The organism is Bradyrhizobium sp. B117, assembly GCF_038969555.1.
Lineage (GTDB): Bacteria > Pseudomonadota > Alphaproteobacteria > Rhizobiales > Xanthobacteraceae > Bradyrhizobium.
Genome location: NZ_CP152414.1, coordinates 9,117,545 through 9,136,620, shown reverse-complemented (window position 1 = coordinate 9,136,620; position 19,076 = coordinate 9,117,545). Strand labels below are relative to the sequence as shown.

Annotated in this window: 22 protein-coding genes; 7 read left to right on the top strand and 15 right to left on the bottom strand. The window is 64.4% G+C overall.

Annotated elements, in window-relative coordinates; genetic code table 11:
* Positions 1–30 precede the first annotated feature (30 nt).
* The 3 genes from AAFG16_RS43450 to AAFG16_RS43440 form a co-directional block, all read right to left on the bottom strand.
* Positions 31–312, bottom strand: a complete 282-nt coding sequence (locus AAFG16_RS43450) for a hypothetical protein (protein ID WP_283082299.1) — start codon at positions 310–312, stop codon at positions 31–33.
* A gap of 255 nt (positions 313–567) precedes the next feature.
* Positions 568–1,410 (bottom strand): NlpC/P60 family protein, encoded by an 843-nt coding sequence (locus AAFG16_RS43445; RefSeq protein ID WP_342735152.1) that lies wholly within the window; start codon positions 1,408–1,410, stop codon positions 568–570.
* Complete coding sequence (locus AAFG16_RS43440; protein ID WP_342735150.1) at positions 1,403–2,776, bottom strand: leucyl aminopeptidase family protein; 1,374 nt, start codon at positions 2,774–2,776, stop codon at positions 1,403–1,405. Before AAFG16_RS43440 ends, AAFG16_RS43445 begins: the two co-directional genes overlap by 8 nt.
* 204 nt (positions 2,777–2,980) lie before the next feature.
* On the opposite strand from AAFG16_RS43440, the gene AAFG16_RS43435 reads away from it, so the two are divergent.
* From AAFG16_RS43435 to AAFG16_RS43425, 3 genes are all read left to right on the top strand, one after another.
* Entirely contained in the window at positions 2,981–3,184 is a 204-nt protein-coding gene (locus AAFG16_RS43435; RefSeq protein WP_018454690.1) for a hypothetical protein, read from the top strand.
* A gap of 299 nt (positions 3,185–3,483) precedes the next feature.
* Positions 3,484–4,986: a metallophosphoesterase gene (locus AAFG16_RS43430; RefSeq protein ID WP_342735141.1), complete on the top strand. Its 1,503-nt coding sequence runs from the start codon at positions 3,484–3,486 to the stop codon at positions 4,984–4,986.
* Between the two features lie 93 nt (positions 4,987–5,079).
* Entirely contained in the window at positions 5,080–5,895 is an 816-nt protein-coding gene (locus tag AAFG16_RS43425) for a tetratricopeptide repeat protein (protein ID WP_342735139.1), read from the top strand.
* A gap of 159 nt (positions 5,896–6,054) precedes the next feature.
* On the opposite strand, the gene AAFG16_RS43420 is transcribed toward AAFG16_RS43425, so the two are convergent.
* The 10 genes from AAFG16_RS43420 to AAFG16_RS43375 form a co-directional block, all read right to left on the bottom strand.
* On the bottom strand, positions 6,055–7,029 hold the full coding sequence (locus AAFG16_RS43420) for a type II secretion system F family protein (protein WP_283082294.1): 975 nt from the start codon (positions 7,027–7,029) through the stop codon (positions 6,055–6,057).
* Positions 7,030–7,038: 9 nt separating this feature from the next.
* The gene (locus AAFG16_RS43415) at positions 7,039–8,016 is read right to left on the bottom strand and encodes a type II secretion system F family protein (protein WP_283082293.1); all 978 of its coding nucleotides are present in this window, start codon (positions 8,014–8,016) and stop codon (positions 7,039–7,041) included.
* 15 nt (positions 8,017–8,031) lie between these two features.
* Positions 8,032–9,501 (bottom strand): CpaF family protein, encoded by a 1,470-nt coding sequence (locus tag AAFG16_RS43410; protein WP_283082292.1) that lies wholly within the window; start codon positions 9,499–9,501, stop codon positions 8,032–8,034.
* Positions 9,502–9,522: 21 nt separating this feature from the next.
* On the bottom strand, positions 9,523–10,788 hold the full coding sequence (locus tag AAFG16_RS43405; protein ID WP_283082291.1) for an AAA family ATPase: 1,266 nt from the start codon (positions 10,786–10,788) through the stop codon (positions 9,523–9,525).
* Positions 10,785–11,519, bottom strand: a complete 735-nt coding sequence (locus AAFG16_RS43400; protein ID WP_283082290.1) for a CpaD family pilus assembly protein — start codon at positions 11,517–11,519, stop codon at positions 10,785–10,787. The genes AAFG16_RS43405 and AAFG16_RS43400 overlap by 4 nt, the downstream gene beginning before the upstream one ends.
* 20 nt (positions 11,520–11,539) lie before the next feature.
* Entirely contained in the window at positions 11,540–12,988 is a 1,449-nt protein-coding gene (locus AAFG16_RS43395; protein ID WP_342735135.1) for a type II and III secretion system protein family protein, read from the bottom strand.
* Positions 12,989–12,999: 11 nt separating this feature from the next.
* Positions 13,000–13,800, bottom strand: coding sequence for a Flp pilus assembly protein CpaB (gene cpaB, locus AAFG16_RS43390; RefSeq protein ID WP_283082288.1), 801 nt, complete (start codon positions 13,798–13,800; stop codon positions 13,000–13,002).
* Between the two features lie 129 nt (positions 13,801–13,929).
* Positions 13,930–14,454, bottom strand: coding sequence for a prepilin peptidase (locus tag AAFG16_RS43385; protein ID WP_283082287.1), 525 nt, complete (start codon positions 14,452–14,454; stop codon positions 13,930–13,932).
* A 132-nt stretch (positions 14,455–14,586) separates the two neighbouring features.
* Positions 14,587–14,733 carry a hypothetical protein gene (locus AAFG16_RS43380; RefSeq protein WP_283082286.1) on the bottom strand — a complete coding sequence of 49 codons (147 nt, stop codon included), beginning with the start codon at positions 14,731–14,733 and terminating at the stop codon, positions 14,587–14,589.
* Between the two features lie 70 nt (positions 14,734–14,803).
* Positions 14,804–14,968 carry a Flp family type IVb pilin gene (locus AAFG16_RS43375; protein ID WP_008546920.1) on the bottom strand — a complete coding sequence of 55 codons (165 nt, stop codon included), beginning with the start codon at positions 14,966–14,968 and terminating at the stop codon, positions 14,804–14,806.
* Between the two features lie 268 nt (positions 14,969–15,236).
* Between AAFG16_RS43375 and AAFG16_RS43370 the strand changes: the two genes are divergently transcribed.
* The 4 genes from AAFG16_RS43370 to AAFG16_RS43355 all read left to right on the top strand — a co-directional run bounded on the left by AAFG16_RS43370 (position 15,237) and on the right by AAFG16_RS43355 (position 18,162).
* On the top strand, positions 15,237–16,064 hold the full coding sequence (locus AAFG16_RS43370; RefSeq protein WP_235543292.1) for a sterol desaturase family protein: 828 nt from the start codon (positions 15,237–15,239) through the stop codon (positions 16,062–16,064).
* Between the two features lie 167 nt (positions 16,065–16,231).
* Positions 16,232–16,741: a pilus assembly protein N-terminal domain-containing protein gene (locus tag AAFG16_RS43365; protein ID WP_342735130.1), complete on the top strand. Its 510-nt coding sequence runs from the start codon at positions 16,232–16,234 to the stop codon at positions 16,739–16,741.
* 210 nt (positions 16,742–16,951) lie between these two features.
* Positions 16,952–17,524, top strand: a complete 573-nt coding sequence (locus AAFG16_RS43360) for a TadE/TadG family type IV pilus assembly protein (RefSeq protein WP_283082284.1) — start codon at positions 16,952–16,954, stop codon at positions 17,522–17,524.
* Positions 17,525–17,547: 23 nt separating this feature from the next.
* Positions 17,548–18,162 (top strand): TadE/TadG family type IV pilus assembly protein, encoded by a 615-nt coding sequence (locus AAFG16_RS43355; RefSeq protein ID WP_283082283.1) that lies wholly within the window; start codon positions 17,548–17,550, stop codon positions 18,160–18,162.
* Positions 18,163–18,285: 123 nt separating this feature from the next.
* Here AAFG16_RS43355 and AAFG16_RS43350 read toward each other — a convergent pair whose 3' ends face one another.
* Positions 18,286–18,498, bottom strand: coding sequence for a cold-shock protein (locus AAFG16_RS43350; RefSeq protein ID WP_283082282.1), 213 nt, complete (start codon positions 18,496–18,498; stop codon positions 18,286–18,288).
* A 268-nt stretch (positions 18,499–18,766) separates the two neighbouring features.
* A complete protein-coding gene (gene infA, locus AAFG16_RS43345) occupies positions 18,767–19,057 on the bottom strand; it encodes a translation initiation factor IF-1 (RefSeq protein WP_008546913.1) in 291 nt (96 codons plus the stop codon).
* Between the last annotated feature and the right edge of the window lie 19 nt (positions 19,058–19,076).

Here is a 19,076-nt window from a genome sequence, read left to right as displayed (position 1 = left end):
GCTCCTTTGCTCCGGTGTTATGGCCTGAAGTCACCTCTCGGATTGTGAGCTGCGTGCTTCCAAACACTCGGCCAAAACTTGATCTGCCGCGAGTCGCGCGCCTCGGTCGTCGTGCAATTCATCCAGCTTTTTCAAGTAGGCGACTGCGGCTATTTGCAAGAGGTCGAAGTCATCTTCGCCGGTATCGCGAAGATTGGTGATGTAGCTGTAGAGGGCGGAACGCCTGTTGTCGTTCTCGCTGATACCGCTGTGGATCAGCAAGTAGTTTCGCCAAGCGAATGCACACGCGCCTTCCCTCGCTTGAGAACTCATGGGCACCTCCCAAAGCCAGAGAAAGACTGACGGCGCGTTTCGTTCCGCGAACCTCTCAATTGTAACGTTGTTCCGTCGCTGCGGCGCGAGGTGCCCGTTAGCCGGGAGCGGGATGCCTTTCGAGTGTCGGGTTGCTCGAATGATCGTGCGTGAGTTCCCTGAAGAAAGAGCCTGGGGGAACCCACGAGATTTCCGGTTCTCTGTGCCGGAGTTGTCGCTGTCGGCTTCGCTCGCGGCGAATTATGAATACAGGCCCTACAGTCGCTTGATCGCCGCGACTGCGCTGCCCGCCTGCTTGATCCGCGCGAGCGCCGGCGCGATTGGCTCGATCACCGTCGCCATGTGATGCGCGTTGGCATGAACCATCGTGCTGCCGTCGCGCACGATGGCGACATGTCCCTTCCAGAAGATCAGGTCGCCGCGCAGCAAGCTGCTGCGCTCGTGCGGCTCCAGCGCGCGGCCGAGGCCGGCCTGCTGCATGTCGCTGTCGCGCGGGCAGCCGGTGCCGGCTGATGTCAGCGAGACCTGGACGAGGCCCGAGCAATCGATGCCGAGGCTGCTCTTGCCGCCCCAGAGGTAGGGCGTGCCGATGAAGCGCTCGGCCACCGCAACGAAATCCGGCTCGCGATGATCGAGCGATGCAAGATGTGCCTTCGGCACATACATCCCGTCGCGCGTCACGGCGAAGGTGCCGTCCTCGCGCGCTATCGCGAGCTTTGCCCCCAGCACGAGCGTGTCGGCGGGCGGCAGCTTGATCGAGGGACCGGGAAAAGCGAAGGTTCGGAGCGCACTCACTTTGTGCGTCGGCGCGGCTGCGGGTCGCATCAGCGCCGCATCCGGCAGCCAGCCGACATAGCCATCGCCATTGAGCTGGCCCCAGGCCCAGCCCTCGCCGTTGCGATCGTAGACCGTGACGCGCTCGCCGCGCAGCGCCTCGGTCATCAGCATCGCATTCGACGACGGCTGCTCGCGCACCGGCGCGACCGCATCGATCACCTCGAACTCCTCGCCGGTGACGAAGCGCTCCGCCTGCACCTTGCCTTCGAGATATTTGGCGGCGAGGTCACCCCGCGCCGGCGTCAATCGCGGATCATGCATAGCGCTCGCTCAGCACTTTGTAGATGGCGCGTGCGGCCTGGCATTCGCCGCCCTCGGGGCGCGCGGGCTTTGCCGACGGCGTCCAGCCGTAGATATCGACATGCAGCCAGCTCTTGGCGTGCTCGACGAAGCGTTGCAGGAACAGCGCGCAGGTGATCGAGCCGGCGAAGCCGCCGGATGGGGCGTTGGTGATGGTGGCGGTCTTGGAATCCAGCCACGCATCGTAAGGCGGCCACAGCGGCATTCGCCACAACGGATCGTTCTCCTTCACCGCGCACCGCGCGACGTCGGCGGCGAGCGTCTCATCATTGGTGTAAAAGGGCGGTAAATCCGGTCCCAGCGCAACGCGCGCCGCGCCGGTCAGCGTGCCCAGGTCGATCAGCAGGTCCGGCTTCTCCTCGTCGGCCAGCGCCAGCGCGTCGGCGAGCACAAGCCGGCCTTCCGCGTCGGTGTTGCCGATCTCGACCGTGATGCCTTTGCGCGAGGTGAAGATGTCGAGCGGGCGGAAGGCGTTGCCGGCGACCGCATTCTCCACCGCCGGGATCAGCACGCGCAGCCGCACCTTCAGCTTGGCATCCATCACCATGCGCGCCAGCGCCAGCACGTTGGCGGCGCCGCCCATGTCCTTCTTCATGATCAGCATGCCGCTCGACGGCTTCAGATCGAGCCCGCCGGTGTCGAAGCAGACGCCCTTGCCGACGAGCGTCACCTTGGGATGATCGAGGTCGCCCCAGCCGATGTCGATCAGCCGCGGAGCGCGGCTGGAGGCCATGCCGACGGCGTGGATCAGCGGAAAATCCTTCTCCAGATCCTCGCCGATGGTGCAGGCAAAGCTTGCACCGAACTCCGTGGCGAGGTCTTGTGCGGCCGCAGCGAGCTCCTCGGGCCCCATGTCGTTAGACGGCGTGTTGATGAGGTCGCGCGCCAACATCGCGGCATCCGCGATGCGGGTGATCTCGGCGGCATCGACACCGTCAGGCGGCACCAGCCGGACGTCCGGGCGATCGACCTTGCGGTAGCGCGCGAAGCGGTAGCATCCCAGCGCGAAAGCGAGCGCCGCCAGCCGTGCGTCGTGCGGCGCATTGACGAAGCGATAGGTGCCCGGCGGCAGCAGGCCGGGCAGGGCGCCCGGCCGGAACAGGTCGCGCGATCGTGCGCCCTCGTCCTCGAGGCCGAACAGCACCTGCGCGATCGCGCCGTCGGGCGCCGGCAGCGCCAGATAGCCGCCGGGCTTGGCGGCATAAGCGCTGGCTGTGGCGAACTGGCGTTGTGCCGGCGGCAAGCTTTCGCGCACCGCATCCCAGCTTGACTTGGTGACGAAGGTGATCGGGATGGCGGTGGACGATGTCTCGAAGACAGAAGGCATTGGCGGGTCCGGATCGTCAGATCGACAGGTCATGCGAAGGCACGAGACTTCGCAGAGTTTTGCCGTGGCCGCAATCGGCTTTGCTGCCACCGTTCAGCGAGCCGCTACTCGCCGCAAGGGGGCCATGCTAGGTTCCGGAGAGTGGACGTCAGCTGTGCCGGGATCGCCAGCGGCCGACGACGAAGCCTGCCGGGAGGACATGCGATGGAATTTGTGTGGAGCGTGGTCACATTCATCGGCCAGGCCGTCGAAGCGATCTTTGGCTATGTCGAGCATCATCACTGGATCTTCGCGTTCCTTGCCGGCGGTTACGTCTTCTATCTCCACGACCGCTCCGTCCACGCGCGGTTCGATGCGCTCGACAAGCGCATCGACGAAATCCGCAAGCGCCTGGCCATCGAATATTGATCGGGACCGACGAAACGTTCGTCGGGGAGCTCTCGTATCTCGTGCTGAGAACTGCCGTTCACGACGGCGCAGCCGCAGGGCTTTACTAGCGCCGCGGTTGTGGCATTATTGACGAATATTTTAGATTGTGCCGTGTGTTTCTGCACGTATCGAGAGTAGGCGCGCAGCGGCACGCGTTATCTGCCCGGGTCATCCCTGCCGGGTTCGATACCGGTCTGATCTGTTCGTCCCGATCTCTTCGTCCAAGGCGTTCTTCCGATCGTTTAGGCGGCGCAGCATTCGCGAATGAGCGGCGCAAAATGGATAGATCATTCGTTATTGCGCACATCTCTGACCTGCATCTGGACGGGTCGGGCCGGCTGTTGACGATGATCGAGGCGCTCAGTGCCGCAATTCGCGAAGCGATGGCAGACGTCGCTGACGTTCCCGATCGCATCCTGCTGATCACGGGCGATCTCGTCGACGATCCGACGCCGCGTGCGCTCGACGAAGCGCTCGCCGTCATCGCCTCGTTCCGCCAGACCGGGCTGTTCACGGACATCCAGGCCGTTGCCGGCAATCACGACGTCAAGCGCCCGAGTCAGCGTGCGGGTCGTCACGACGTCTACGATCATCTGCATCTGCCGCGGACCTCGAAGAGCGTCTATTACCGCCAGGCCGGACTCGATCTGGTGCTGCTGGATTCCAACAGCGCCAGCATCTCGAAGCTGGCGAGCGGCGATATCGACGAGAACGCCTACCACGCGCTGGTTGCAGATTCGGCCCGGCTGAGCGTCGAGCTCGCCGGCAGCATGGGCTCGGTGGGGCGCGCCGATTATGCCGAGCCGGCGGAAAACCTGGTGCGCGTGCTGGCGCTGCATCACCATCCGCTGCCGCAGGCGACCGGCGAAGGAAAGCGCTTTCTCGGCCCGCCCGACGAGCCGCTGATGTATCTGGCTGCGCCCGCGACCTTCCTCGAAGCTGCGACCTCGCTCAACGTCAATCTGGTGCTGCATGGTCACCGCCATGTCGAGGGACTGACGCGCTATTCGATTCCCGATCCGCGCGCCACGTCGAGCGACGGCGGTGAAGCGTTCTGGCGCACGATCTACGTGCTCTCCTGTCCGTCCTCGACCGGCCAGGCGGGCGACGATGCCGGCTTCAACATCGTCCATTTCGGCCCGTCGTCCGATGCAGGCGAGACGACGTATCGCTTCGCGATCGCCCGCTATTCGCGTCCGCGCAACGACGGCGCGTTCAGGTCGCTCGACTCCAACCTCCGGGACGGCGTCATCAAGCTGCCGGCAGGGCGGGATTTTTCGCGTGACCCGGCGGTTCAGTCGATGATCGAGATCGGCGCATGCCGGACGTTGTCGCGTGATCAGGTCGCAGCACTGGTCCGCCGGCTGTTGATGCGCGGCGCCTTCTACGCCGATGGCGAGGCGTCGTGGGCCAGCGCGCTGTACGTCTATCTCGTCACCTCCCATGCCTGGGCCGACCTTGCGAGCAAATTCGAGAGGTCGGGGCGCAAGCATGAGGTCGATGCGCTGGCAGCCGTGACGCTGCTGCTGCGGCGGCTGATCGCGCAATCCGCCGCCGTGCTCGGCATCGACGACGATCAGCTCGATGAGCTCCGCGCCAGGCGCCTGGTGCATCGCGACGATCTTCAGCGCGAATTGCCGGGGATGCCGTGCACGGACATCGATGTCGTCGCGGAGGCGCGGCAGAGGATTCAATCCCTGCGAGACCTGGACGAACAAGTGAAGCGGCTTGGTCTCGATCTGGATCTCGGCGGCGAGACGTCACGGCAGACGCAGCCTTAAGGGGCAGCCAGGCTGACGTTAACCGGCCGTTAGGGTTAACAGTCTATTGCTGACGCGTTCGGCTCGATCAATCGGCTCGAGAGTCAAAGCGTCATGCGTCAACGGTTCAGTCCTGCCCGGCTTCTCGCGTCTGCCTCGCTCATCGCGATGGTGGCGACCGGCCTCGGCGGCTGCACGGCAATGTCAAAGCTCTCCGACGTCACCGGCTCGATCGGGTCGAAGGCGGAGGCCGCGCCGCCCGCGGATCCCGCGCGCGCCGTCGAGGTCTATGGCGAGCGCTACCGCGCCAATCCCAAGGACGCCGACGCCGCGCTCGGCTACGGCCAGGCCTTGCGCGCCAACGGTCAGCGTGCCCAGGCCGCTGCCGTGCTGGAGCAGGCGACCATCGCCAATCCCGGCAACAAGGCGCTGCTTGCCCAGTACGGCCGCGCGCTCGCCGACAACGGTAATTTTCAGCAGGCTTTCGACGTGCTGTCGAAGGCGCATACACCCGACAATCCGGACTGGCGCCTGCTCTCGGTGCAGGGCACCGCGCTCGACCAGATGGGCCGCCATGAGGAGGCGCGCTCCTACTATGCGAGCGCGCTGAAGATCGCGCCGGGCGATCCCGGCGTGCTCTCCAATCTCGGCCTGTCCTACATGCTGTCGAAGGATCTGCCCAAGGCCGAAGAGGCGTTGCGGCAGGCTTATGCCTCGCCGCGCGCCAGCAGCCGGGTGCGGCAGAACCTCGGCCTGGTCGTCGGTCTGCAGGGCCGCTTCGCCGAAGCCGAGACCATCGTGAAGGCGGACCTGCCGCCGGACCAGGCCGCGGCCAACGTCGCCTATCTGAAGGACATGCTAAGCCGCAGCGACACAGCGCGCGGCGCACCGAAGCGCACGCCGGTCGCTTCGCTCAGCCAGGCCGACTGATCAAACCAGATCTTCCAATTTGAAGCCAATATGCGGGCCGTGCGCGGCCCGCATTCGCATTAGGGCATGATCCGGAAACGTGCGTAGCGGTTTTCCGAAAAGATCATGCTCAAACAATAACCTAAAGCGGATGGTGATTCATCTTCATGCCATCGCGCATTAATGCAGCTCGGAGATCTTGATGCCGGTCGGTCCGAGAATGACCACGAACAGCACCGGCAGGAAGAACAGGATCATCGGCACCGTCAACTTCGGCGGCAGCGCGGCGGCTTTCTTCTCCGCCTCGTTCATGCGCATGTCGCGGTTTTCCTGCGCCATGACGCGCAGGGAATGGCCGAGCGGGGTGCCGTAGCGCTCCGCCTGCTGAAGCGCAAGACACACCGACTTGACGCCCTCAAGGCCGGTGCGCCGCGCCAGGTTCTCATAAGCGGCCTTGCGATCCTGCAAATAGGACAGCTCGGCCGTGGTCAGGGTGAACTCCTCCGACAACGCGATCGACTGGCCGACGATCTCGGTGGCGACCTTGCGGAACGCCATTTCGACCGACATGCCGGATTCGATGCAGATCAGCAGCAGGTCGAGTGCGTCCGGAAAAGCGCGCTTGATCGAGAGTTGGCGCTTGGAGATCGCGTTCCTGAGGAACAGCATCGGCGCCTGGAGACCGAGATAGGCCGCGCCGATGCAGATGCCGATCTTGATCGGCATCGCTTGCTCCATGTGCGCGATCACGAAGACGTAGATCACCGAACCGACGAACAGCACGATCGGGGCGACCATGCGGGCGAACAGGAAGGTGATGTAGGGGGCCTGGCCGCGATAGCCCGCCATGATGAGCTTGTCACGCGCGGCTTCCTGCGCGAGCCATTTGGTGAGGTTGAAATCCTCGACGACCTTGGAGACGATCTGCTTCGGCGTCTGGCGCAGCGAGACCTTCTCGCTCTTGTTGAGGCGGTCGCGTTCGCGCTGCCGGATGCGCTCGCGCTCGCTCGCCACCGCCTTCATGCGCTTGGCGAGGCCCTCGCCGGCGAACAGCGGCATCACCAGGGTATACACGGTGGCGCTGGCGGCGATGGCCGCCAGCAGCATGGTCATGAAGCGTGCGTCATGCAGTTTCGTAATGAGGAACTCGACCATGGGGCACCGTCAGAAGTCGAAATTGATCATCTTCTTCATCACCATGATGCCGATCGACATCCAGATGACGCAGCAGACCAGCATGAACTGGCCGGTCGGATGGGTCCAAAGCAGGGAGATGTATTGCGGCGTCGTGAGATAGACGAGGAACATCACGATCGGCGGCAGCGAACCGATGATGCCGGCGGAGGCCTTGGCTTCCATCGACATCGCCTGGATCTTCTCCTTCATCTTCTTGCGGTCGCGCAGCACCTTGGAGAGGTTGCCGAGCGCTTCGGAGAGGTTGCCGCCCGATTTCTGCTGGATCGACACCACGATGCCGAAGAAATTGGCTTCCGGCAGCGGCATGCGCTCGTACAGCCGCGAGCAGGCCTCGCCGAGCGGCATGCCGATCGCCTGCGTCTCGATGATGGCGAGGAATTCGCTGCGCAGCGGCTCCGGTGAGTCGGCGGCGACGACCTTGATCGATTCGAACAGCGGCAGGCCCGCCTTGATGCCGCGCACGATGACGTCGACCGCGTCGGGCAGCGCCTGCAGGAACTTGGTTTCGCGGCGCTTCTTCAGGAAGCCGAGCGCCCAGCGCGGCAGGCCGAAGCCGGCGGCAAAGGCGAAGCCGCCGGCGCCGAGCAGGCCGCCGCCGGCGAACATAACGGCGGCGAAGCACACGCCCGCCACGACGGCGGACACGATCCAGAATTTCTGCGGCGTCCAGTCGAGCCCCGCCTGCGACAGGCGCACGCTGAGCGAGGCGCTCTTTTCCTGGAGGCGCCGTGCCTCGAGATCCTTGAGCGTGGTCTCGACCTGCTCGCGGCGCGAACGTTGCGTCTTCTCGGCCTGGCGCGCGGTCGGCGCCTCGGCGCGCGCGATCGAGGCACGGCGGCTTTCGGCCTTCCGTTCCCCCGATAGCAGCGGATAGAGAAAGACCCAGGCGATACCGCCGACGGCGGCGGTGGCGAGGAAGGCGAGGGCGAGGACCTGCATGTTCATGGCGCGCTGACCTGGTTACGTCTTCGGCGCCACTTCCGCAGCGTCGAGCGCGGCGGCAAGGCGTTTCTCGTCGCCATAATAGCGGGCCCGCTCCCAGAACCTCGGACGGCCGATGCCGGTCGAGCGGTGCCGGCCGATGATCTTGCCGTTGGCGTCCTCGCCGACCATGTCGTAGAGGAAGATGTCCTGGGTGATGATGGTGTCGCCTTCCATGCCCATCACCTCGGTGATGTGGGTGATGCGGCGCGAGCCGTCGCGCAGGCGCGCGGCCTGGATGATGACGTCGATCGAGGCGCAGATCATCTCGCGAATGGTTCGCGAAGGAAGCGAAAAGCCGCCCATCGTGATCATGGATTCGCAGCGCGACAGCGCCTCGCGCGGGTTGTTGGCGTGCAGCGTGCCCATCGAGCCGTCATGGCCGGTGTTCATGGCCTGGAGCAGGTCGAACGCCTCGGGTCCGCGGACCTCGCCGACGATGATGCGTTCGGGGCGCATACGCAGGCAGTTGCGCACCAGTTCGCGCATGGTGACCTGGCCCTCGCCCTCGATGTTGGGCGGCCGGGTCTCCAGCCGCACCACATGGGGCTGCTGCAGCTGGAGCTCGGCGGCGTCCTCGCAGGTGATGACGCGCTCGTCGTGCTCGATGTAGTTGGTGAGGCAGTTGAGCAGCGTGGTCTTGCCCGAGCCGGTACCGCCGGAGATCAGCACGTTGCACCGGACGCGGCCGATAATCTGGAGGATCTCGGCGCCCTCCGGTGAGATCGCGCCGAACTTGACGAGCTGATCCAGCGTCAGCTTGTCCTTCTTGAACTTGCGGATGGTGAGTGCGGGGCCGTCGATCGACAGCGGCGGCACGATGGCGTTGACGCGGGAGCCGTCGGCGAGACGCGCGTCGCAGATCGGCGAGGATTCGTCGACGCGCCGGCCGACCTGGCTGACGATGCGCTGGCAGATGTTGAGCAGCTGCTGGTTGTCGCGGAAGCGGATGCCGGTGCGCTGGATCTTGCCGCCGACCTCGATGTAGACGGTGTTGGCGCCGTTCACCATGATGTCGGCGATGTCGTCGCGCGACAGCAGGGGCTCGAGCGGGCCGTAGCCGAGCACGTCGTTGCAGATGTCGTCGAGCAGCTCTTCCTGCTCGGCGATCGACATCACGATGTTCTTGATCGCGATGATCTCGTTGACGATGTCGCGGATTTCCTCGCGCGCCGATTCCGAATCCAGCTTGGCGAGCTGGGCGAGGTCGATGGCCTCGATCAGCGCCCCGAAGATGGTGGCCTTGACCTCGTAATAATTGTCCGAGCGGCGGCTCTCCATGGCCGGAGGAGGCGGGGCTTTGGCAGGGGCAAGCGGCGGCGAGGCGACGGCCGGCGGGGTCGGCGCGCGCGACACGGCGGGCGCCGGAGCCTGGGCAGGCTCTGGCGACACGGCGCCGGGCTTGGGGGCCCGAAGGTCGGTGTCTGTTCCGCTACGCTTACCGAACACTTAACGACTCCATGCGGCGGCCTATTTTCCCCGCAACTTCTCAATCAGCGGTGAAAGCAGGGACGACTTTTGTTTCTTCGTTTCGCTACGGCCGGTCAGGCGCTGGGCGATCTGAAGGAACATCTCGATCGACTTGTGGTTGGCGGAGATCTCCGCGATCATCTGGCCGTTGTTGGCCGCCGAGCCGAAGATCTGCGGCTCGAACGGGATCGAGACCACCGGCTGGCTCTCGATCGCCTTGGCGAACTCTGCCGCCGCGATTTCGGGCCGTTTGGGGATGCCGACCTGGTTCAGGCAGTAAAGCGGCGGCCGGTCGTTGGGGCGCGAGGCCTTGAGCAGATCGACCAGGTTCTTGGTGTTGCGCAAGTTAGCGAGGTCGGGCGCCGCCACGATCAGGATGTCATCTGCTCCGATCAGGGCGCGCTTGGTCCAGCCCGACCATTGGTGCGGGATGTCGAGCACGATGCAGGGCATGGTGGAGCGTAGCGTGTCGAACACGGCATCGAAGGCGTCGGTGCCAAAATCATAGACCCGGTCGAGCGTCGCCGGCGCCGCCAGCAGGCTGAGATGGTCGGTGCATTTCGACAGCAGGCGGTCGATGAAGGCGGTGTCGACGCGGTCAGGCGAGAACACGGCATCGGCAATGCCCTGCGGCGGGTCCTGGTTGTAGTCGAGCCCGGCGGTGCCGAAGGCAAGGTCGAGATCGGCGACCACCGCGTCCATCGCGAGGTCGCGCGCGATCGCCCAGGCGACGTTGTGCGAGATGGTGGATGCCCCGACGCCGCCCTTGGCGCCAACCACGGCGATGATGCGGCCGACTGCCTTGGCTTCCGGCGCCGAGAACAGGTTGCAGATCGAGCGGACGACGTCGATCGGGCCGACCGGCGCGAGCACGTAATCGCTGACGCCGCGGCGCACCAGCTCGCGGTAGAGCATGACGTCGTTGATGCGGCCGATCACGACCACGCGGGTGCCGGCGTCGCAGACGGTGGCGAGCTGGTCGAGCCCGCCCAGGAGATCGTTGCGGCCGTCGCTCTCGAGCACGATCACGTTCGGTGTCGGTGCGGAGCGGTAGGCCTCGATCGCGGCTGCCATGCCGCCCATCTGGATCTTCAGATGGGCCTTGCCGAGACGGCGATCCTCGCCGGCCGACTGCACCGCGGCCGCAGTCTCCACGGTCTCGCAGAAGGCCTGGACCGAGACACGCGGCGCGGGCGCAATATGCTCCTCGACCGGCGGCGGGGCCTCCGGCTGCTCTTCTTGGGTCTGGCGAGCGTAGCTGATCATTTGCCGGTGTCGCTGAGTTTGGCCCTGTCGGCTTCGGGATAGGTCGTCGCCGTCGTCGTTCCCTTGCGGTATTTCTCGAAGGCCGTGATGCGACGCGCTGTGTAGGGCGGTGTTTCAGGCCGCGGCTGCTCGAGATCCGACGGATTGTCGACCATCGCCGCCAGATTGCGCTGATAGGCGCAGCCGTAGTTGTAATAGTCCTTGTTCTCGAACCAGCCCTTGTTCTTCATCGAGGGGCCGATATCCTCCGGCCACAGGCCGCAGGGGCCCGCGACCGCGGCGATCCTGGAATAAGTGAGCCGGATCGGCGGCAGGAAGCGCCTGTCTTCCGGCTGATACGGACGAACGTTGATGCCGCGCGGGGGAATGCCGGCTCCTGCCAGCATGGCCTGGATCTCACGCATCGTCTCCCCGACCGGACGCGCATTGGGCGTGCCGGACGGCACGTCGATGCGGATCGCACCGGTGCCTTCATGCAGCCAGGCCGACGCGACGCCCATCACGTCGGCGCGCTGGGCGGCGGTCAATCCGCCGCGGGCATGGCCGACGAAGACGACGATCGAGCGGTTCTGCTCCTCGATCGCGATCGGATGGCGCTGCTTGTAGTCGTCGGGAATCGAGGCGGTCGTCACCTCGTCGTGCTGGCAGCCGCCGAGCGCGAGCGCCATGCCGACGAGCGCGCCACCGAGGCGGATGGCGCGTTTGCGAAGCTGGGGTGGTCTTGTCATCATCGTGAAGTCCCCGTTCCGCCTCAGTCGGTAATGAAGCCGTAAGTGCCGCGGTAATTCTTGGCCGGTTCGGTCCGGCCGGGCACGCCGTAGATGCGGTTGATGTTGCCGATCAGCTCGGCCTGTGGATCGGCGGGCGCTGCGAAGCCGTCATCGGGCCGCGACAAGTCCTTCTGCGCCACGGCGCGCACGATATAAGGGGTCACGATCACGGCCAGCTCGGTCGCGTTGTTGACGAAATCGCGGCTGCGGAACAGCGTACCGAGGACCGGAAGCTGCATCATGCCGGGCAGTCCGTTGATCGCCTGTTTGGTCTGGTTTTGGATCAGGCCGGCCATTGCCATGGCGCCGCCGGAAGGAATTTCCAGCGAGGTCTCGGCCCGGCGGGTGGTGAGCGAAGGAATGGTAACTCCGCCAAGGGTGATCGCGTTCTGCATCGACACGTCTGATACTTCCGTCATCACATGCAGGCTGATACGCCCTTCGCTCAACACGACCGGCGTGAAATTCAACGAAATGCCGAATTTCTTGTACGTGACCGTTTGAGTACAGAGAAAGGCTCCCCCCGGGCTAGGTGCGCAAGAGGGCGCGCCTCCCGGAACCGGGAATTCGCCACCGGCGAGGAATGTTGCCGATTCGCCGGAGATCGCGGTCAGGTTCGGCTCGGCCAGGGTGCGGATCACGCCCGCGGCTTCCATCGCACGCAGGGTGGCCTGCACCGAGGGGGTGGCGCCGAATTTGGCGCTCAGGCTGTTGCCGTCCACGAGGTTATGGCCAAGCGCAGAGAACGGGTTCGTGTTGGCGAAGTTCACCACCGAGGTGCCGTAATTGAGGTTTGCCGAAAGGTCGATGCCGAGCTGCTTGACAATGTTGCGCTGGACTTCGGCGACCGTCACCTTCAGCATGACCTGATCGCGGCCGCGGATCACGATCGAGTTCAGTACCTTATCAGCGCCGCCGGCGAGGCGCGCGGCGAGATCGTTGGCCTGCTGCGCTTCCACCGGATTCGCCGCCGTGCCGCTCAGCACGACGCCGTCGCCGAGCCCGTCGATCTGGATGTCGGCGTTCGGCAGGACCTGCTTCAATGCGGCCCGCACGCCGTTGAGATCGCGCTTGACGGCGATGTCATAGGCCGCGATCTGCTGGCCGGCGGAATCGAAGAACACGATGTTGGTCTGGCCGACCGAGGCGCCGATGATGTAGGCGCGCTGCGCCGAGCGGACCACCGCATTGGCGATCTTGGGGTCGGCGACCAGCACGTCCTTGATGTCGCGCGGCAGGTCGATCACGACGGACTTGCCGACGCCGAGCGAGAGGAAGCGCGCGTTCATCTGACCGTCGGCCGCGACCGGCGCCACGGGGCGGTAGTCGGCGGCGATCACCGGGTTCAGCGTCAGCGCAAGAGCGGCCGAGAACGACAGGGCGCGGACCAGTGAGGTTCGCATCGTCGCCAAATCTGCCCTGCATTTCATATCGACAGTCCTCATCGTGCCTTCGCGGTCGAGCTCGGGATACCGTAGCGAATGATCGAAACGCCATCGCGCTTCTGCAAGGAATCGTCGAGCGTGATCTCGCTCATCTTGACGTCGGCGATGCTGCGCAGCGCCAGCGACAGCGTTCCGGCCTGACGGGCCGATGAGAGCGCCTGGGTCTGCGCCGGATTGAGCTCGAGCGTGACGGTCTTGCCGACCACCGTGTTCTGGCCGTCCTTCTCCTTCGGAGCCTGGTCGATAGCGAGGACGCGGACGTTGGACAGGATGATCTCGGACGTGACGATATCGGGCGCGCCGCTGCTCTGGTCGGGGTTCTTCAGGCGGCGGGTCAGAAGCACGTCGACGCGATCGTTGGGCAGGATGAAGCCGCCCGCGCCGGTCTCCGGCGAGATCTCGGTCGAGATCGCCCGCATGCCGGTCGGCAGGATGGCCGCCATGAAGCCGGAGCCCTCGGCCTTCACCAGCTTCTGGTCGCGGATCGGCTCACCCTGGATGAAAGGCGCGCGCGCGATCGAGCCGGTCACCTGGGATGCGCCCTCGGGACGCTCGTTGCGGCGGATGAAGGTGGGGCTGGCGGTCGCGGCCGGCCAGGTCTGCCATTGCACGTCGTCCGGCTTCACGGTCTGGCCGAGGCCGATGTCGTTCTTGGCCACCAGGACGTCGACGGTCGGAAGCTGCGGGGCTTGCGCCACTTGAATCGGCGCAGAATTGTCCGAGCCGCTCGCCAGATACGCGGCGACGCCGCCGGCGCAGATGGCAACCGTCAGGACGACAATGCGTGCCCTATTCATACGCTTCACTTTCCAACAAAACGCCGCGACGCTGCCGCCGCCCGTAATCGGCAGTTGACCAGCTATTCGTCAAAGCATGGTTAATGAGGCGTATCTAAATCGCCTTAACGCCTGGTTTACCCGGCGTGTTCAACGCAGTGCGAAGTGAGTAAGGTCGATCGCCTTCACCCACTCGGTCTCCGGATAGACCATCAGCGCGCCAAGCGTGAGCGCGATGCCGTAGGGAATGCCGGTTTCCTTGTCGTGCAGCCGTGCAAGCCAGGCCTGGCCGGCAAGGCCAAAGGGCAGCGGCCATTGCCGGAACTGGAGCAGCAGCAGCGTCAGCGCACCGCCGAACAGCGAGGCGTAGAGCAGGAAGTCCATCAGGGGCGCGAAGCCGAACCACAGCGCGACGGAAGCTGCGACCTTGGCGTCGCCGCCGCCCATCCAGCCCATCGCAAAGCAGGTGAAGGCCACGGCCAGCAGCAGCGCGCCGGCGCCGACATGGCTGAGCATCTCGTAAGGCGCCATGCCACCGGCGAAAGCGAGCACGAAGAAGCCCGCCATCAGCGCCAGCGACACGCGGTTCGAGATCGTCATCGTGAAGAGATCGCTCGCTGCGGCGAAGGCCATCAGGGCCGGAAAGAGCAGAAGGCGCGCAAGGTCGAGGATCATGGGCGTCTTGAGGCCTGTTCTTGAGCCTGGGTTCGTCGCGGGATCGGGCTTCGCGCGATGCTAGCCGGCAGTGCTAAACAAACCGACAACGACGGCCGCGGCCTTGGGGGCAGAAGTCCGCCGAAAGCGCGTTCACCAGAAGCTGGCAATGCGCGCGGCGAGCGCGATCGTCGCAAGCAGCAGCGCAAGGCAGACCCAATAGGCCGGCGAGCCGGTCTGTGCCGCCTCGGCCTCGTTCGCCGCGACCGCGGCATCGGTTCTGTACTTGCGCAACGCCACTGGAACTCGCCGTCTTCGAAAAAACAAAGGCCCCGGAGGTCCGGGGCTTTTGCCGTCGTATCTCGGGGGCTTACTTCAGCGAGGAGCTGATCGAGCCGAACTTGGTGTTCATCGTGCTGCCGAGGTTGTTGACGACGGTGATGATGGCCAGCGCGATGCCGGCGGCGATCAAACCGTATTCGATGGCGGTGGCGCCGGATTCGTCCTTCGCGAAACGCGCAATCAGATTCTTCATGAACGTAACTCCATCTGGTGTGTGTTCGCCTCGTTCGGCGCGGTCGTTGACGCGCCGAACATGAGAGCCGAGCTCTTTCGGTAGAGTTAATTCGATCGCGCAAACACGCGTCCTGCACGTCGCTTTTGGCCAGAGTGAATGTCGCCTTAAGAGCAAGCTCCAATTCGCGTCGGTTCCGGACCTGCCGCATGCGCCGCGTCGGCTTCACCCTCCCTTAAATTTCGCGGAGTAGGCCTAAGCGAGACGAGAGTTAAGAAGAGAGGCGACGATGTCGAGCCTGCCCATGCAAGTCGCCCTGATGCTTGGCGAGACCATCGAGAAGGTGATCCCCGTCACCTTCGCACTCGCGGTGGTTTTCACGGTGCTCGAACATTTCTGGGCCTGCAATCCCGGTCCGTCGTGGTGGCGCAAGCGGGAGATCGTCACCGACATCTGCTATTGGTTCTTCGTTCCGGTATTCGCCCGCACCATGCGGATCGGGCTGTTGATCGTCACCGCCGGCATCGTCTTCAACATCCACGACGCCGACGAGCTGATCGCCTTCTACGACAACGGTCACGGCCCGCTCTCGCAACTGCCGCTCTGGGTGCAGGGCGTGCTATTCCTGGTGCTCGCCGACTTCATGCTGTACTGGCTGCATCGGCTGTTTCACGGCGGCGAGTTCTGGAAATACCACGCCATCCATCACTCCTCCGAGGAGATCAGCTGGATCTCGGCGGCCCGCTTTCATCCGGTGAATCTGGTGCTCGGCACGATCGGCGTCGACGTCGTGCTGCTGATGGCCGGCATCTCGCCGAACGTGATGATCTGGGTCGGTCCGTTCACCACCTTCCATTCGGCCTTCGTGCACGCCAACCTGAACTGGACCTTCGGGCCGTTCAGATACGTGCTGGCGACGCCGGTGTTCCACCGCTGGCACCACACGTCGCTCGAGGAAGGCGGCGACACCAATTTCGCCGGCACCTTCCCGGTCTGGGACGTGCTGTTCGGCACCTTCCGCATGCCGAAGGGTGAGCTGCCGAAGGATTACGGCAAGGACGAAGCGACCATGCCGAAGGAGATCGCCGGCCAGCTCGCCTATCCGTTCCGGCGCTAGAGGCGGGGTCCGGGACCCTCGCGGGCCGCAAAATGCCAGTCCGTTCAAACAATGGTCGGCGAATTTGCGGAACGTTCACGAATTAAAGGCAGGTTAGCCGGGTCGGGCACCGGCTCCGCTGTTATCTGTTCGCTTCTGCCGGTTTGTGACGTCCCGGGGGTAAGAGTATGCGTAAAGAGTTGCTGCGCCGTCAGGCGCGCGTCTGTCTTCTGGTTGCGGCCGCGGTGCTGGCATCGCCTTCTGCCGGCCTTGCCGAGCCGACTGCCGATACCATCGCGGTCAATGTCGACCAGGCCAAGCTGGTCCGGCTTCCGGGCAAGGTGGCGACCATCGTGGTCGGCAATCCCCTGATCGCAGACGTCACGCTCCAGCCCGGCGGCATGATCGTCGTGACCGGAAAGGGCTACGGCGCCACCAATTTCATTGCGCTCGACCGGGGCGGCGAGATCCTGGTCGACCGCCAGATCCAGGTTGAAGGCCCGAGCGACCGGCTCGTCACCGTCTACCGCGGGATCGAGCGCGAGTCCTACAGCTGCATGCCGCTTTGCCAGCGCCGCGTGACGCTGGGCGACAGCGACACCTATTTCAACAACACCATGAGCCAGGCCGGTTCGCTGAGCAGCACTGCCAGCGGCAATGCCGGCGGCGGTGGTGGTGGCCCCGCCAAAACCAACTAGCAAGACGAACCGGCACGATTTGCCCGGGCAGGATCGCTGGTCCTGCCCGCAACGTTCGCTTGCGGCGAGCCTCGTCTCCGCGAGTCGCTCATGGTTAGCGCGCCGTTAACGGTGCGGTCCGGCGGGTGCGGATCGCCTGAAACACTTAAACAATCAGTTTCCGCTATTGATCGCGGCAGATGATCGTCCGCTGCTGGGGAATTTGACGCGATGCCATCGCCTGCACCTACGAGGTTGACGCTGCTCGCCGCGTTGCGCCGGTTTCGCCGCAACCGCCGCGGCTCCGCCGCCGTCGAGTTTGCGTTGGTCGCACCGATCTTCTTCGCGCTGCTGTTCGCCATCATCGAGGTGGCGATCATGTTCTTCGCAGGCCAGGTGCTCGAAACGGTCACGCAGAATTCCGCCCGCGTGTTGCTGACCGGGCAGGCGCAATCCGGCACGGTGACGGCCTGCGCGGTATCCGGCGTGAGCACTCCCTGTTCGCAGGCGACATTCAAGACCTTCGTCTGCAGCCAGATCCCGGCGTTGTTTGATTGCAGCAAGCTGTCCATCGACGTCGTGAGCGCGGGCTCGTTCGGAGCGTTGAGCCTCACCAATTATGGCGATTCCTGCAGCTTCAGCCCAAGCGGCGTGCAGTACAGTCCCGGAGGCTCCGGCCAGGTCGTCGTGGTGCGCCTGTTCTATCAGTGGCCGCTCATCGTCACCGGGCTCGGCTTCAACATGGGGTGTGGCAACAAGCGGTTGCTGGCGGCGACCGCCGCATTCAAGAACGAACCGTTCTGAGACAGATGGATCCGAGCTGACCAATGCAGGCGATTGCGAATATCTGGAGGAATGCCCGTAGCTCCGTGCGCGAGTTCGTCGCCGACAGGCGCGCACTCGCGGCGACCGAGTTCGCCGTCATCGTTCCGGTCATGCTGGTGATGTTCTTCGGCACCGTCGAGTTCTCGTCGGCCGTGGCGATCGATCGCAAGATCACGTTGATCGCACGAACCCTGTCCGATTTGACGTCGCAGTCGGTCAAGCTCGCCGATAGCGACATGCTGGACACGTTCACGGCAAGCATATCGATCATCCAGCCTTACGACGGTACTCTCGTGAAGGGCACGATCTCGCAGATCTACATCGATACCGACAGCATCGCCACGGTGCAGTGGAGTAAGGCCGGCACCATTGCGAGCGGAGCGACGCAAGCGACGCTGGCGACCTCTGCCCGGAAGGCCGGCGATAAGGTCACCTCGATAATCCCCGCGACGCTCCTGGTTCCGTCGACCTACCTCATTCTCGGTGAGGCGAGCTACACCTACTCACCCACGATCGGCTACGTGTTGAAGTCGAGCCTGCCGCTGAGCGATGTTGCCTACACGCGGCCGCGGCAGACCACCTGCGTTCCCTACAACAACGTACCGTCGTCGTGCTGAAATCTGCGCGCGGGCGCGAATATGAAAAAAGGCCGTGCGCTACGCCCGGCCTTTTTTTTGACTTTGTCTGACTTGTCGATTTGCTGACGTGTTCGCTCGAGCCTTTTGGCCGTGAGCGGTAACTCAGCCGGCGGCGCGGAGGTTGTCGGCTGCCTGCTTGCCGGAACGGCGGTCGGCCACGATCTCGTAGGAGATCTTCTGGCCTTCGCGCAGCGAGCCGAGGCCGGCGCGCTCGACGGCGCTGATGTGAACGAACACGTCGTTGCCGCCGTCGTCGGGCGCAATGAATCCATAGCCCTTGGTTGCGTTAAACCACTTCACGGTTCCCATGCTCATGGGGGCGTCCCTTCTCAGATACACACAATGTAAAAGCCCGCTCGCGCAGGCAGGTTAGATCGAATTTTTGGAAGGGTCGTCAGCGTGTCTGAACCGGCTGTACCGGTGGATGCTAATGTCGTCCGGCCGAAAATCGATTAATTCATTTTATTGGAAATAGGGCCTCAGAACAATCCTGACGTGCACGATTTTTTGATCCGCCGCGATGCGCACGGCGGATCAGCATACAGACTTGAATTTTAATTCCGCGCTCGCGCGACGGAGTCGATCAGCGGCGGCGGAACTGACCGCCGCGCTGCGGCCCGCCTCGCGGCGGTCCACCGGCCGTTGCAGGACGTTCGTCCTTATGGCGGAAAATCAGCCGGCCCTTCTCGAGGTCGTAGGGCGACATCTCCACCGTCACGCGGTCGCCCGCCAGCGTCTTGATGCGGTTCTTCTTCATCTTGCCGGCGGTGTAGGCGACGATCTCGTGTCCGGCGTCGAGCTGCACGCGGTAGCGCGCGTCGGGGAGGATTTCGGTGACCAGTCCTTCGAACTGGATCAGCTCTTCCTTAGCCATGTGGTTGTCTCCAGTCGTG

Excerpts from the sequence above, each read along its gene's own strand:
- AAFG16_RS43450 (WP_283082299.1), bottom strand. The coding sequence starts at position 312 with ATGAGTTCTCAAGCGAGGGAAGGCGCGTGTGCATTCGCTTGGCGAAAC.
- AAFG16_RS43445 (WP_342735152.1), bottom strand. The coding sequence starts at position 1,410 with ATGCATGATCCGCGATTGACGCCGGCGCGGGGTGACCTCGCCGCCAAA.
- AAFG16_RS43440 (WP_342735150.1), bottom strand. The coding sequence starts at position 2,776 with ATGCCTTCTGTCTTCGAGACATCGTCCACCGCCATCCCGATCACCTTC.
- AAFG16_RS43435 (WP_018454690.1), top strand. The coding sequence starts at position 2,981 with ATGGAATTTGTGTGGAGCGTGGTCACATTCATCGGCCAGGCCGTCGAA.
- AAFG16_RS43430 (WP_342735141.1), top strand. The coding sequence starts at position 3,484 with ATGGATAGATCATTCGTTATTGCGCACATCTCTGACCTGCATCTGGAC.
- AAFG16_RS43425 (WP_342735139.1), top strand. The coding sequence starts at position 5,080 with ATGCGTCAACGGTTCAGTCCTGCCCGGCTTCTCGCGTCTGCCTCGCTC.
- AAFG16_RS43420 (WP_283082294.1), bottom strand. The coding sequence starts at position 7,029 with ATGGTCGAGTTCCTCATTACGAAACTGCATGACGCACGCTTCATGACC.
- AAFG16_RS43415 (WP_283082293.1), bottom strand. The coding sequence starts at position 8,016 with ATGAACATGCAGGTCCTCGCCCTCGCCTTCCTCGCCACCGCCGCCGTC.
- AAFG16_RS43405 (WP_283082291.1), bottom strand. The coding sequence starts at position 10,788 with ATGATCAGCTACGCTCGCCAGACCCAAGAAGAGCAGCCGGAGGCCCCG.
- AAFG16_RS43400 (WP_283082290.1), bottom strand. The coding sequence starts at position 11,519 with ATGATGACAAGACCACCCCAGCTTCGCAAACGCGCCATCCGCCTCGGT.
- AAFG16_RS43395 (WP_342735135.1), bottom strand. The coding sequence starts at position 12,988 with ATGAAATGCAGGGCAGATTTGGCGACGATGCGAACCTCACTGGTCCGC.
- cpaB (WP_283082288.1), bottom strand. The coding sequence starts at position 13,800 with ATGAATAGGGCACGCATTGTCGTCCTGACGGTTGCCATCTGCGCCGGC.
- AAFG16_RS43385 (WP_283082287.1), bottom strand. The coding sequence starts at position 14,454 with ATGATCCTCGACCTTGCGCGCCTTCTGCTCTTTCCGGCCCTGATGGCC.
- AAFG16_RS43375 (WP_008546920.1), bottom strand. The coding sequence starts at position 14,968 with ATGAAGAATCTGATTGCGCGTTTCGCGAAGGACGAATCCGGCGCCACC.
- AAFG16_RS43370 (WP_235543292.1), top strand. The coding sequence starts at position 15,237 with ATGTCGAGCCTGCCCATGCAAGTCGCCCTGATGCTTGGCGAGACCATC.
- AAFG16_RS43365 (WP_342735130.1), top strand. The coding sequence starts at position 16,232 with ATGCGTAAAGAGTTGCTGCGCCGTCAGGCGCGCGTCTGTCTTCTGGTT.
- AAFG16_RS43360 (WP_283082284.1), top strand. The coding sequence starts at position 16,952 with ATGCCATCGCCTGCACCTACGAGGTTGACGCTGCTCGCCGCGTTGCGC.
- AAFG16_RS43355 (WP_283082283.1), top strand. The coding sequence starts at position 17,548 with ATGCAGGCGATTGCGAATATCTGGAGGAATGCCCGTAGCTCCGTGCGC.
- AAFG16_RS43350 (WP_283082282.1), bottom strand. The coding sequence starts at position 18,498 with ATGAGCATGGGAACCGTGAAGTGGTTTAACGCAACCAAGGGCTATGGA.
- infA (WP_008546913.1), bottom strand. The coding sequence starts at position 19,057 with ATGGCTAAGGAAGAGCTGATCCAGTTCGAAGGACTGGTCACCGAAATC.